The 12,201-nt window shown below is 60.1% G+C and carries 12 protein-coding genes; 4 read left to right on the top strand and 8 right to left on the bottom strand.

Annotated elements, in window-relative coordinates; all coding sequences use genetic code 11:
- Window positions 1-63 precede the first annotated feature (63 nt).
- Window positions 64-945 carry a hypothetical protein gene (locus QPJ95_RS04530; protein ID WP_270918457.1) on the top strand — a complete coding sequence of 294 codons (882 nt, stop codon included), beginning with the start codon at window positions 64-66 and terminating at the stop codon, window positions 943-945.
- A gap of 98 nt (window positions 946-1,043) precedes the next feature.
- On the opposite strand, the gene QPJ95_RS04525 is transcribed toward QPJ95_RS04530, so the two are convergent.
- The 8 genes from QPJ95_RS04525 to QPJ95_RS04490 all read right to left on the bottom strand — a co-directional run bounded on the left by QPJ95_RS04525 (window position 1,044) and on the right by QPJ95_RS04490 (window position 7,399).
- A complete protein-coding gene (locus QPJ95_RS04525; RefSeq protein ID WP_270918456.1) occupies window positions 1,044-1,805 on the bottom strand; it encodes a Phenylacetic acid catabolic protein in 762 nt (253 codons plus the stop codon).
- A gap of 22 nt (window positions 1,806-1,827) precedes the next feature.
- Window positions 1,828-2,901, bottom strand: a complete 1,074-nt coding sequence (paaE, locus tag QPJ95_RS04520) for a 1,2-phenylacetyl-CoA epoxidase subunit PaaE (protein WP_270918455.1) — start codon at window positions 2,899-2,901, stop codon at window positions 1,828-1,830.
- 10 nt (window positions 2,902-2,911) lie between these two features.
- A complete protein-coding gene (paaD, locus tag QPJ95_RS04515) occupies window positions 2,912-3,373 on the bottom strand; it encodes a 1,2-phenylacetyl-CoA epoxidase subunit PaaD (RefSeq protein ID WP_270918454.1) in 462 nt (153 codons plus the stop codon).
- 101 nt (window positions 3,374-3,474) lie between these two features.
- Entirely contained in the window at window positions 3,475-4,248 is a 774-nt protein-coding gene (gene paaC, locus QPJ95_RS04510) for a 1,2-phenylacetyl-CoA epoxidase subunit PaaC (protein ID WP_270918453.1), read from the bottom strand.
- Window positions 4,248-4,532, bottom strand: a complete 285-nt coding sequence (gene paaB / locus QPJ95_RS04505) for a 1,2-phenylacetyl-CoA epoxidase subunit PaaB (RefSeq protein ID WP_270918452.1) — start codon at window positions 4,530-4,532, stop codon at window positions 4,248-4,250. Before paaB ends, paaC begins: the two co-directional genes overlap by 1 nt.
- Window positions 4,533-4,553: 21 nt before the next feature.
- Window positions 4,554-5,546, bottom strand: coding sequence for a 1,2-phenylacetyl-CoA epoxidase subunit PaaA (gene paaA / locus QPJ95_RS04500; protein WP_270918451.1), 993 nt, complete (start codon window positions 5,544-5,546; stop codon window positions 4,554-4,556).
- 14 nt (window positions 5,547-5,560) lie between these two features.
- Window positions 5,561-6,763: a 3-oxoadipyl-CoA thiolase gene (gene pcaF, locus QPJ95_RS04495; RefSeq protein WP_270918450.1), complete on the bottom strand. Its 1,203-nt coding sequence runs from the start codon at window positions 6,761-6,763 to the stop codon at window positions 5,561-5,563.
- Between the two features lie 261 nt (window positions 6,764-7,024).
- The gene (locus tag QPJ95_RS04490) at window positions 7,025-7,399 is read right to left on the bottom strand and encodes a GNAT family N-acetyltransferase (RefSeq protein WP_313851506.1); all 375 of its coding nucleotides are present in this window, start codon (window positions 7,397-7,399) and stop codon (window positions 7,025-7,027) included.
- Between the two features lie 449 nt (window positions 7,400-7,848).
- Here QPJ95_RS04490 and QPJ95_RS04485 point away from each other — a divergent pair, with 449 nt between their 5' ends.
- From QPJ95_RS04485 to QPJ95_RS04475, 3 genes are all read left to right on the top strand, one after another.
- Window positions 7,849-8,178 (top strand): aldehyde dehydrogenase family protein, encoded by a 330-nt coding sequence (locus QPJ95_RS04485; protein ID WP_313851505.1) that lies wholly within the window; start codon window positions 7,849-7,851, stop codon window positions 8,176-8,178.
- Window positions 8,179-8,745: 567 nt separating this feature from the next.
- On the top strand, window positions 8,746-9,951 hold the full coding sequence (locus QPJ95_RS04480) for an NAD(P)/FAD-dependent oxidoreductase (protein WP_270918449.1): 1,206 nt from the start codon (window positions 8,746-8,748) through the stop codon (window positions 9,949-9,951).
- A 155-nt stretch (window positions 9,952-10,106) separates the two neighbouring features.
- Window positions 10,107-12,200: a 3-hydroxyacyl-CoA dehydrogenase NAD-binding domain-containing protein gene (locus tag QPJ95_RS04475; RefSeq protein WP_270918448.1), complete on the top strand. Its 2,094-nt coding sequence runs from the start codon at window positions 10,107-10,109 to the stop codon at window positions 12,198-12,200.
- Window position 12,201 lies beyond the last annotated feature (1 nt).

Below are 12,201 nucleotides of genomic sequence, written 5' to 3'. Positions count from 1 at the left end.
ATTCCCGGACAGGATAGCCCTGCCTTTCAGACTGCCCTGCAAGATTGGTTGGACGGGAAAGACATGGGGGCGCTGAGCCAGTTGGCGGAACTGGCGCGGCAGGACAATCGCGCCGCTCAGATATTTCTCGCGCGGGTGGCCGAAGAAACGCATCTTCATGCGCATGTTACCGGTTCTCTGCCCCGGGCTGAAAGAGTGGCCTTGCTGCGCCAACCCGGTGGATTGTCGGGTAAAAGCTGGCTGAAGACGGCGCAGGTGGATGTGCCATTGGCCTTGGCCTTGTTGCAGTCCAAAAACATCAGAGAGCGGGAAGGGCCTGCCATCGCACTCTTGACGTTTGGTGAGATCACCTTGGGCCTTCGAACAACGAACGTGCTCATCCAAAATGGCTTTGCCGACGAAGCCAGTAATGCCTTGCTGTCGGTTGAGGATCTGCCAAAAGACGCGATCGTATTGGCAGACTCTCTGAGAAGAATACCATCAGGCAGGACACCGAATTATGCTGGTGTTTCTATTCTGCCGGGAAAGTATAGAAGCATAAACGCCTCAGACATTGAAAACGGCATTACAGCTGAAGACAGGCTGAGCTGGGTGCAGTTCTTTCCCCGCGATTTGTGGGAAGGTGGTCGAGGCGCCGAAATTGCAATCAGCCATACGATAAACGTACCATCGCTTCAGCCATTGGCCCAGTTTTGTCGTCGCAACTGCTCAGAATCTGCGGACCGCTGCACAGCCCTTGGGGCCTCGGTATTGAGCACTTCCTATCATCCCTTCTCCAGCCCACTTGAGAACCTGCTTTCAAACGAGGATTATTGGGCCAGCCCCCGGATTGAGGCGGATGTTGCAAGGCGCTTACCCGATTTGACAAAATATGGGCCATGGCTGCGTGGATTCGACGCTTGTTTCGGTGATGAAATGACAGGTTTGCAAGCGCGGGTCCGCTGACCCACCACACTGTTTGCGCGCCGCCAGGCGCGCCACGCCCAACGGGAACGGGCATCCTTGATGCCCTTGTTCCGGGCGGGAGACCATCGGTGCCGACCTCAGGACGCGGGCTTCAATCCGTGTTTTGCCAGCGCCTCGGTGGCCGCTTGCTGCCAGCGGGCCTTGAGCGCGGCGTTGCTGTTCTTACGCAGCCCCATGGCCCTGAGCCCGTCGAATTTCTGCGAAGTTTCAGTGCCAAAGCTGGCGGCGACGCGGGGCCACCAGTAGTTTACCAATTCCTGCAAGGCGGCGGCGGGGCGCTGTTCGGACAGGGTGCTCAGGCCTTTGTCCGCCAGTTCGGCATGTTGTGCCTCGATCGGCAGGATGGTGCGAAAAGCCTCGGCCAGGGGCTGGTACGAGACCTGCTGCAACTCATCAAGCTGCACCGCCACAGCGAGACCCATCAGCAGGTTCATCACCACCGCATCTGCCCAGCCGGTGAGCGGCGCGTTGAACACCGCCAGCCGCATGTCGTGATCGCTGCGATGCTGGGTGACAGCGGCCTCCCGGGGCAGGCGTGCGGTCCAGGGGTGGTGGTTGGCATAGCGTGTGGTATCGGCGCCAAACTCTCCCATCAGGGTCAGGATTTGATCGGCGTTGGCGGTCTTTTCATACACGATCTTGGCGGCTGCCATCCGTTCTCGGACACCGGGACCGGCGTTGATCACCTCGGCAAAGCCAGCCGCACCGGCCAGTTCGCTGTCGACAAAGATCGCCATGATTTTCATCAACTCAGCGCGGTAGCGCGGTGGCACATTGCTGGGGCTGGTCAGCACGCCGCCGGCAGCGAGGTAGTTTTCAATGCTCATATCATCGGCCATGGTGGTCTCTCCATCCAACGTTTTATTGATCGTAGTCTACCACCACGGTGTCGGTCACCGGATAGGACTGGCAGGACAGGACATAGCCCTTTTCGACTTCGTAATCCTCGAGCGAGTGATTGACAGCCATTTCCACTTCGCCTTCGATCACCTTGCAGCGACAGGTCGAACAGACCCCGGCCTTGCAGGCATAGGGCACATCCATAGCATTGCCCAAAGCGGCATCAAGGATGGTCAGGTCCTTGGCCATCTCGATGGTGCGGGTGGCGCCGTCCAGGGTGATGGCGGCGCGGGTCAGGTTGCCGCTGCTGGTGGCACCAGCTGAGACCGCCTTGCGTGCCGCACGGCCCGGTTGGGCGCTGGCAAACAGTTCGAACTTGATTTGGGCGTCGTCCAGCCCGGCGGTGCGCAGGGCAGCTGCGATGCCCAGCATCATCGGTTCAGGACCGCAGATAAAGGCGGTGTCGGTGTTTTTGATGTCGATCCAATGCTGGAACAACAAAGCGCATTTCTCTTCTGTCACCAACCCGGTGAACAGGTCGATTTCCTGGGCGTCGCTTTCCAGAATGTGGATCACGTTGAGGCGGGTCATATAGAGGTTCTTCAGGTCCTCCAGCTCCTCACGGAACATGATCGTGTTCACCCCCTTGTTGGCATAGACCAGCGTGAAGCGCGAGTTGGGCTCAGACGCGAGCGTGGTCTTCAGGATCGACAGCACCGGGGTGACGCCTGATCCGCCGGCAAAGCCGAGGTAGTGTTTGTGCGCATCCGCCGCAACCGGAGTGAAGAAGCTGCCCATCGGTGGCATCGCCTGCAGAGTGTCGCCGACCTTCAGGTCCTGATTGGCCCAGGTTGAAAAGGCACCGCCGTCAACGCGTTTGATGCCAACCTGCAATATACCTTCGTCTTTGCCCGCACAGATCGAGTAGGACCTGCGCAGTTCTTCGCCGTCAAAGTCGCGGCGAAAGGTCAGGTACTGGCCCTGGGTAAAGTCAAAATGCTCAGCCGCGCCATTGACGGGCTTGAGGGTGACCACCACGGCGTCGCGGATGGTCTTGTGAATCTCTGTAACGGTCAGGTCGTGAAAGCGCGCCATGGGTCTCTCCTCAGATGCACTTGAAATAATCAAAAGGTTCAAGGCAGTCCTGGCAGCGCCAGTGAGCCTTGCAGGGGGTCGAGCCAAACTGGCTGACCTTGGTGAGATTGGTACTGCGGCAGTTGGGGCAGCGGTCGGGCCCGCCTGCGGGTTGCGGCGGCGCGATGCCGTAGTCTTCCAGCCTGGCGCGGCCCTTATCGCTGAGCCAGTCGGTGGTCCAGGCCGGGGAAATCTGGGTTTTCAGTTCCAGTTTTTCGATGCCGTGATCGCGCAGCGCGGTTTCGATATCGAGGTTGATGATCGAGGTGGCCGGGCAGCCCGAGTAGGTTGGCGTGACCGAGACGGTCAGCATATCGCCGTTCCACTCGACGCCGCGAATGATGCCCAGATCTACCAGCGAGATCACCGGAATTTCCGGATCGGGTACGGTATCCAGCCATTGCCAGATCTGCTCTGAGGAGGGTCGCGTCATGTCCATGCCATCCTTGGGTTCCAAACGTCGCGTCTTGCACCGGAATTTTTGAAAATTCCGTCCCGGTTTCTTGCAAGAAGCCGGATGTAATTGCTGGCCGGTTACCAGTTGGCACCGGGATAGGCGCGTTGCAGCCATTGCATCTGGGTCAGCAGATGGCCCAGGTGTTCGGTGTGCATTTTGCCGGTGCGACCGCCCTTGTGGCCAAAGCTGCTGTCCGGGATGGTCAGCGTGGCAGTGGCCATAATGCGTCCGATCAAGGCATCGTATTCGTCGCGCAGGCTGGCCGGGTCGGGGGCGACACCGGCGGCAACCATTTCCATATCGATGGCATCTGACTGGAACATCTCGCCCACATAGGGCCACAGATAATCCAGCGCCTCTTGCATGCGGCGGTGGCTTTCCTCGGTGCCGTCGCCCAGACCAACAACAGTGTCAGCCGAGCGCTCCAGATGGTAGGCCACTTCCTTGCTGGTTTTCTCGGCAATGGCGGCAACCCGGCTGTCCGAGGATGTCATCAACCGGCCAAGTTGGATCGAATGCCAGGCATCAAACAGGAACTGGCGCATCAGGGTGCGGCCAAAGTCACCATTTGGCACCTCGACCAGCAGAATGTTGCGAAAATCCCAGACGTCGCGCAGGAACGCGATGTCATCAGCAGATTTCCCGTCGCCCTGTACTTCGCCCGCAAGGCCCAGCCAGAACTGTGTCTGACCGATCAGGTCCAGCGCGGTATTGGCCAGCGCGATATCTTCCTCCAGAACCGGGGAATGGCCACACCATTCGCTGACCCGGTGGCCCAGGATCAGGGTGTTGTCGCCCATCCTGAGCAGGAACTGCAAAAAAGCGTCGTCCCTTGTGGTTGGGGCGGTCATTACATAGCTCCAATATCGTCAGGAATGTCAAAGAAGGTTGGGTGACGGTAGACCTTGGATTCCGAGGGTTCGTACAGCGGGCCTTTGTCGCTGGGCGAGGAGGCGGCGATGTGGTTGGCCTCAACCACCCAGATCGACTGACCTTCGTTGCGACGGGTATAGACGTCGCGGGCGTTCTTGATCGCCATTTGCGCGTCAGGCGCGTGCAGGCTGCCCACATGGCGGTGGCTCATGCCGTGTTGACCGCGAATAAAGACTTCCCAAAGGGGCCATTCGTTTTTCATGTTCAATTCCTCCTCGAGAGATTATTCGGCTGCAACCTTGGCAGCGGCTTTCTTTCTGGCGTGGGCCAGCAGCCCGTCGCGGACCCATTTGCCGTCGTCCCATGCCTTGTTGCGGGCGGCGAGCCGGTCGACGTTGCAAGGGCCGTTGCCTTTGATCACATCAAAGAACTCCGACCAGTCGGGATCGGTGTAATCATAATGGCCGCGCTCCTCGTTCCACTTGGTGCCGGGATCCGGCAGGTCGAGACCGAGGAATTCGATCTGTGGCACGGTTTGGTCGACAAACTTCTGACGCAGCTCGTCATTGGTGTTCATCTTGATCCGCCAGGCCATCGACTGTTCCGAGTGGACCGAGTCCTTGTCAGGAGGGCCAAACATCATCAGCGCCGGGAACCACAGACGGTTGACTGAATCCTGCGCCATTTTCTTTTGCGCCGGGGTGCCTTCGGCCATCTTGCGAATGGCGTCAAATCCCTGCCGCGCGTGAAAGCTCTCTTCTTTGCAGACCCGGACCATGGCGCGGGCATAGGGGCCAAACGAGGTCCGCTGCAGGGGCACCTGGTTGATGATCGCAGCGCCATCGACCAGCCAGCCCACAGCACCGATGTCGGACCAGTTCAGGGTCGGGTAGTTGAAGATCGACGAGTATTTCATGCGGCCGTCCAGCAGCATTTCGGTCAGATCATCCCGCGACACGCCCAGCGTTTCGGCGGCACAATACAGATACAAGCCATGGCCGGCCTCGTCCTGAACCTTGGCCAGCAGGATCGCCTTGCGCTCTAGCGTCGGGGCACGGGTGATCCAGTTGCCCTCGGGCAATTGGCCAACGATTTCGCTATGGGCGTGCTGGCCAATTTGACGGATCAGAGTCTTGCGATAGGCCGGCGGCATCCAGTCCTTGGGCTCGATTTTCTCACCGGCGTCGATACGGGCCTGAAAGGCGGCTTCTTCCGGCGTCATTTCGGCAGTGGTTTTGACATCTTTGCCGGTTGATTGAACCATCTGTGCATACATGATCTAGGTCTCCCTTATACGCGTTCCAGGATCAGGGCGGTGCCCTGTCCAACGCCGACACACATGGTGCACAGCGCATAGCGCCCACCGGTGCGTTGCAATTGATAGGCGGCGGTCAGCACCAACCGGGCACCAGACATGCCCAGCGGGTGGCCGATGGCGATGGCGCCGCCGTTGGGGTTAACATGGGGTGCATCATCGGCAACGCCAAGTTCGCGCAATGTGGCCAGCCCCTGTGCCGCAAAGGCCTCGTTTAATTCTATCACATCCATCTGCTCAATGGTGAGCCCGGTGCGGGCCAGCAATTTTCGGGTGGCGGGCACCGGGCCGATGCCCATGATACGGGGCTCAACCCCGGCCGCCGCCATGCCAATGATGCGGGCCATCGGCTTTAGTCCGTTTTTGGCAGCGGCAGCTTCACTGGCCAGCAGAATGGCCGCAGCACCGTCGTTGACGCCACTGGCATTGCCGGCGGTCACGGTCATCTCTGGGCCGTTGACGCCACGCAGTTTGGCCAACCTGTCTGCACCGGTGCCGGGGCGGGGATGTTCGTCAGTATCGACAATCACCGGATCGCCCTTGCGCTGTGGCACCTGGACAGAGGTGATTTCATCGCCAAAGACACCAGCCTCATGGGCGGCGGCCCAGCGGGCCTGGCTGCGGGCGGCAAAGGCGTCCTGGTCTTCGCGGCTGATATTGTAGTCAGCTGCAACATTGTCAGCGGTTTGCGGCATCGAGTCGGTGCCGTACATTTTGTCCATCTTTGGGTTGACGAAGCGCCAGCCGATGGTGGTGTCATATACCGCATTTGCACGGCCAAAAGCCGATGTCTGCTTGGGCATCACAAACGGCGCACGGCTCATGCTTTCCACACCGCCAGCGATGGCCATGTCATAGTCGCCAGCCTTGATCCCACGTGAGGCCATGCCCACCGCATCCATGCCGCTGGCGCAGAGGCGATTGATGGTGGTGCCGGGTACATCGGTGGGTAGCCCGGCCAGCAACGCCGCCATGCGGGCCACGTTGCGATTGCTTTCGCCGGCCTGGTTGGCGTCACCATAGATCACATCGTCGATGCTGGCCCAGTCCACCTGAGGGTTGCGGGCCATCAATGCGGCGATCGGCGAGGCCGCCAGATCGTCAGTGCGCACCGACGACAAAGCGCCGCCATATCGGCCAATGGGGGTCCGGGTTGCGTCGCAGATGAAAGCGTCCATGGTGTCAAAGTCTCCTCGAACGGTCATAAATAATCCGACCGGTAGGTCGGTGATAGGGCGCGGTGTGATTCGTGGCAAGAGAAATGTAACAGTGTCTGGCCTGTGTAGAAGAAACTGTAACGTGTTATGCGCATGGCCTGGGTGGTTTAGGACCCGTATTGCAGGATGTCATTCAGATAGGCTGTATCCTGAATTTGGAAATATGTCTGACCGACAGGGGTAAAGCCGTGGCGCTGGTAAAATGCGATGGCCCCGGTGTTTTCAGAGTTCACCGCCAGCCAGGGCCGCGCGCAGAAGCTGCAGGCCGATGCCTTTTCCCTGATGGCGGGGCTGGACGTAAAGCGTGGCAATTTCGGTATCTGAGGCGCGGCCCTCTGGCGAATTCTGGCCGCTGCGTAGCCGGATATAACCGTCAATTCCGGTGCGGTTCTGAGAGACCAAAATCAGTTCAGATGGGTCATCCAATATCCGGGCAAAGCGATCCGCAGTGAATTCCGCGAGGGCATAGTCGGCAAAGAAGCCGCTGATACCCTCGCGGATATAGCTGTTAAGCCAAACCTCGATCGACAGCGCCGCCAGGCTGGAACAATCGGTGGCGAGGGCTGGCCGCAGGGCGGCCGCGGGGGCGGAGGGCATTGTAAATCACCTTTGTAAAAAACAGGGCAGCACAGCGCCACGCTGATGCGATGCCTGGATTTGAACAAAACTCAGATTTGCTGAATTGTACAGGACGGTAGTCTGCTTTGCCTGGGCGCGTCATTTTCCAGGCGGGGTGATGCAAACCGGTTGCGTTCTGCGGGGGCCGCGCAACAAACGCCACCGCGCCGCGCAGCGGCGCCACCGAAGGCGCGGGCCCGAAGCAAGGCTTCGGGCCCGCCATGGTATCTGGTGGCGCCCGACCTGCGGCCGGGCGCGGCTGTGGCCGACCGAGAGCTCAGGTCGCATCTGCAAAGCTGGCATCCAGTGCGGTCAGAGTACCCGTGACGTTATCGGCAGTGAGCACCAGCGGTGGTGATAGGATTATATTGGCCCCTGAGATCCGCACCATGGCCCCTGCGCGATAGGTCTCTTGCTGGATATCGTGATTGTTGTTTTATGACGGCGGTCCGAGACAAGTTCCATCGCAGACATCAACCGATGTCCACAACGCTGCCGCTTCGGCGCGGCGGGCATTTGACGATGACCGCTGGTCGCGTCAGTCCCCCGCCGCACGGGAGAAGGTGCTTTTTGCCATTGCTGACCGGATTGAGGCCGAGGCATTGAGCCTCGGCGGTTATGGGCGTGCCTTGACAACGTCCTGTATTCGGAAAGTTTCGCTGGATCGGACATCAGGTCTGGGTGCATCAGACCATCTTGAAGCACTGAACATTCGGTCCCAAGCGGGTTCGGAAGTCAAGGCGTGGTCTCCCCCATAGTAAGCGCAGAATGCGCAGATTTGCGGCTCTCACCGGCCTTAAAGCGAGATCCTGTAGTCCCAGCGGCATGCGGAGGATCAGGAAAGACCCCGGTGGGGCGCTTTTCCGACAAATGCGAACATTATCTGCGAGGTTGACTAACCGGCTTTTGACCTCAGCAGCGCTGACCACAGAGGACAGAAGCAAAGTGGCGGGTGTTCTGTGTGGGGAATTGTCGCAGGCAATTGGCCCGGTGGCCATGCTGTTGCCCCGGAAAGGGTTGATATGAATGGGATCGGCTCGGTGGTGATCTGCAGGACGCAGATGGCCTGGCGGCCTTTTGTGACGCCGTCACGTCGGGCTGTCCCGGCACTGTGGATCTGCATGTGCTGGACTGACATATCAATGACCGGGCGTTCACCACATCCGCACCGAACTTGTTTGGCGCTTGGCTGCAGAATGGCACTGTGAAGGCCGGTTAGAAAAACGCGGGCGCGGTCTGGCTCATGGGGGGCAGTCACAGAGCTTGCCAAATTGTACCGTTTCGATACAGCTGGCTGGCAAGACCTCTAACACCGGATTTCCCCCATGCAAATTGATACTACTCCCAACCAGTCCTCGTATGATGTTGTGATCATTGGAGGCGCCATGATGGGGGCCTCGGTGGCCTGGTTTCTGGCCAATCATCCCGGTTTTGACGGCTCGGTTCTGGTAGTAGAGCGCGACCCTGGATATGAGCTGAGCTCGACCGCCCATAGCAACAGCTGTATTCGCCAGCAGTTCACCCAGCCGATCAACGTGCAGGTCAGCCAGTTCGGCGCCGATTACCTGCGCAATTTCCGCCAGTACATGGGCGGTGATCCGGATGTGCCGGACCTGCATATGCAGAGTTTTGGCTACCTGTATCTGGCGGCCACGGCTGAGGGCGAGCAGGTGTTGCGGGCGGCGCAGGCCATGCAGGCGGCTGAGGGCGCTGGGACGCAGATCTTGACGTCCGAGATGCTGGCCGAGAAATTCCCGTTCTACAATCTGGATGGCATCCGGGTGGGCAGCCACAATCCGGTGGATGAGGGCTATTTTGACGGTGGATCCATGTTCGACTGGTGGCGGCGCAAAGCAAAATCTGCCGGCGTCGAGTTTATCCGAAATGAGGTAACAGGCATTTCCCGCGCTGCCGGGCATATCACCGGTGTGGTGCTGGCAGATGGCAGCCGGGTTGGCGCTGGCCATGTGGTGAATGCCGCCGGTCCGCGCGCCGGGCTGGTGGCGCAAATGGCGGGAGTCTCGCTGCCGGTTGAGCCGCGCAAGCGCTATACCTTTGTGTTTGAGGCGGCGCGGCCTCTGGCGGTGGATCTGCCACTGACGGTTGATCCCTCCGGCGTGCATGTGCGCAGCGACGGCAAATATTACATGGCCGGCTGCCCACCGCATGAGGACCCGGCCGTTGCGCCGGACGACTTTATTGCCGACCATTCCCTGTGGGAAGAAAAGGTCTGGCCAGCCATTGCCGAACGCATTCCGCAGTTCGACGCGCTGAAGCTGATGCAGAGCTGGGTCGGGCATTATGCCTATAACACCCTGGACCAGAACGCGATTCTCGGGCCACATCCTGAGGTCGGAAATTTCATGCTGATCAACGGCTTTTCGGGGCACGGGTTGCAGCAGTCCCCGGCGATGGGGCGGGGGCTGGCTGAATGGATCGTCTCGGGGTGCTATGAAACGCTGGATCTGTCGCCTTTTGCCTATGATCGGATTGCGGCTGGTCAACCCTTGCTGGAACAGGCGATAATCTGAGCAGGCCAGTGCGCCGCTGGATGCTGACCAAGTGACGTAGGGTTCGACCATCGCCGCCGGCCCAAAGGGCTTGGCGGCGATAGGCCACCCATGGCTAGAGTAACACAACATCGGGGCACAGGAGTGATGCGCCCCATCTGATAAGGGGAAAACGGATGAGCGACGCCATTAGATATGAACGGGTTGGTGACATTGCGGTGCTGACGGCGCAAAATCCGCCGGTGAATGCACTGGGTCTTGATGTGCGTCGGGGGCTGCTGGCTGGGTTTGAGCGGGCCGAGACTGAGGGCGCCAAAGCGGTGCTGATCTACGGCGATGGGCGCACCTATTTTGCCGGCGCCGACATCCGCGAATTTGGCAAACCAATGCAGGCCCCAAGCTTTGCGGATCTTTGTACCCGCATTGAAGCCTCGCCACTGATCGTGGTGTCCGCCCTGCATGGCACCGCGCTGGGCGGCGGGCTGGAGGTGGCGCTGAGCTCACATTACCGCATCGCTGTGCCAAGCGCCAAGATGGGGCTGCCCGAGGTTCATCTGGGCATTCTGCCCGGCGCAGGGGGCACCCAGCGATTGCCTCGAGTGGCTGGGGTCGGGATGGCACTGGATATGATTACCACCGGCCGTCCGATTGGTGCCGCCAAGGCGCTGGAAAATGGCATCATCGACCGTGTTGTCGAGGGAGAGCCGCGCGAAATCGGTCTTGCCTATACCCAGGAGCTGCTGGAGGCTGGCGCGCCGCGTCGTGCGGTCTGTGACCTGCCTGCGCCCAAGGGCGTGGATTTTGACGCTATGCATGTCGCGCTGCTTAAGAAAGGCCGGGGCCAGCTGTCTCCGGCCACCGCATTGCGGGCGGTACAGGCCGCCTGCGAGGCAGACAGTTTTGAGGCTGGGCTGCGGCGCGAACGGGAATTGTTCATGGAGCTGATGAACTCGGACCAGCGGCTGGGGATGATCCACGCGTTCTTCTCAGAGCGTGCGGTGTCAAAACTGCCCGAGCTAAAAGGCGTTGCGCCGCGGGTGTTGGCCGAGATGGGCGTCATTGGCGGTGGCACCATGGGGGCGGGTATCGCCACTGCGGCGCTGCTGTCGGGGCTAAAGGTCACCATGCTTGAAATGACCGACGCTGCTGCCGCTGCGGCCCAGGGTCGGATTGAGGGCAATCTGAAGGGAGCGGTGAAACGTGGCAAGATCAGCGCCGATCAATTCACCGCGCTAACCACACAGGCGCTGACACTGGCCACGGATTACAGTGCTTTGGCGCAGGTGGATCTGGTGGTCGAAGCGGTATTCGAGGACATGTCGGTCAAGAAGACCGTGTTCACCCAGCTGGATGCCGTCTGCAAACCGGGGGCTATACTGGCGAGCAACACCTCCTATCTGGATATCAATGAAATCGCCGCCTGCACCTCGCGACCTGAGGACGTGATCGGGCTGCATTTCTTCTCGCCCGCCCATGTGATGAAACTGCTTGAGGTGGTGGTGGCCGACAAGACCGCCATCGACGTGGTTGCCACCGGCTTTGCGCTGGGCAAGATGCTGGGTAAGATCTCGGTGCGCTCCGGGGTTTGCGATGGCTTTATCGGCAATCGCATTCTGGCCGCCTATCGCGCTTGCGCCGATCACATGATTCTGGATGGCGCCAGCCCCTATCAGATCGACGCTGCCATGACCGCGTTTGGCTTTGCCATGGGGCCATTTGCGGTGGCCGATCTGGCCGGGCTCGATATCGGCTGGGCGGCGCGCAAACGGCTGGCACCAACGCGCGATGCGCGCGAACGGGTGCCCAGCTTTCCCGACAAGCTGTGTGAAGATGGCCATTTCGGTCAGAAAACCGGCAAGGGCTATTATGTCTACGAGGCGGGCAAACGCGGCGGCACCCCGAACCCGGATGTGCCGGGGCTGATTGACGCCAACCGCGCCGAACTGGGCCTTACCCCGCGCGTCTTTACGGACGCGGAAATCACCCGCCGTTATATGTGTGCCATGGTCAATGAGGCGGCCAAGGTGGTGGGCGAGGGCATCGCCCGGCGGCCGCTGGACGTGGATATGACGCTGCTGTTTGGCTATGGTTTTCCGCGCTACCACGGTGGGCCGCTGAAATGGGCCGATATTGTCGGGCTGGATGACATTCTGGCGGATATCAACACCTATGCGAAAGGCGATGACTTCTTCTGGCAACCGGCCCCTCTGCTGCAGCAACTGGTGGCGGACGGTCGTTGCTTTGACGATCTGAACAAGGAGGCCAGTTGAG

It is taken from the genome of Parasedimentitalea psychrophila, assembly GCF_030285785.1.
Taxonomy (GTDB): domain Bacteria; phylum Pseudomonadota; class Alphaproteobacteria; order Rhodobacterales; family Rhodobacteraceae; genus Parasedimentitalea; species Parasedimentitalea psychrophila.
Note: the sequence above shows the minus strand (reverse complement) of the source record. Positions and strands in the feature narration are given on the sequence as shown.

Coding starts and splice junctions, on each gene's coding strand:
- QPJ95_RS04530 (WP_270918457.1), top strand. CDS start 64: ATGGGGGCGCTGAGCCAGTTGGCGGAACTGGCGCGGCAGGACAATCGC.
- QPJ95_RS04525 (WP_270918456.1), bottom strand. CDS start 1,805: ATGGCCGATGATATGAGCATTGAAAACTACCTCGCTGCCGGCGGCGTG.
- paaE (WP_270918455.1), bottom strand. CDS start 2,901: ATGGCGCGCTTTCACGACCTGACCGTTACAGAGATTCACAAGACCATC.
- paaD (WP_270918454.1), bottom strand. CDS start 3,373: ATGACGCGACCCTCCTCAGAGCAGATCTGGCAATGGCTGGATACCGTA.
- paaC (WP_270918453.1), bottom strand. CDS start 4,248: ATGACCGCCCCAACCACAAGGGACGACGCTTTTTTGCAGTTCCTGCTC.
- paaB (WP_270918452.1), bottom strand. CDS start 4,532: ATGAAAAACGAATGGCCCCTTTGGGAAGTCTTTATTCGCGGTCAACAC.
- paaA (WP_270918451.1), bottom strand. CDS start 5,546: ATGTATGCACAGATGGTTCAATCAACCGGCAAAGATGTCAAAACCACT.
- pcaF (WP_270918450.1), bottom strand. CDS start 6,763: ATGGACGCTTTCATCTGCGACGCAACCCGGACCCCCATTGGCCGATAT.
- QPJ95_RS04490 (WP_313851506.1), bottom strand. CDS start 7,399: ATGCCCTCCGCCCCCGCGGCCGCCCTGCGGCCAGCCCTCGCCACCGAT.
- QPJ95_RS04480 (WP_270918449.1), top strand. CDS start 8,746: ATGCAAATTGATACTACTCCCAACCAGTCCTCGTATGATGTTGTGATC.
- QPJ95_RS04475 (WP_270918448.1), top strand. CDS start 10,107: ATGAGCGACGCCATTAGATATGAACGGGTTGGTGACATTGCGGTGCTG.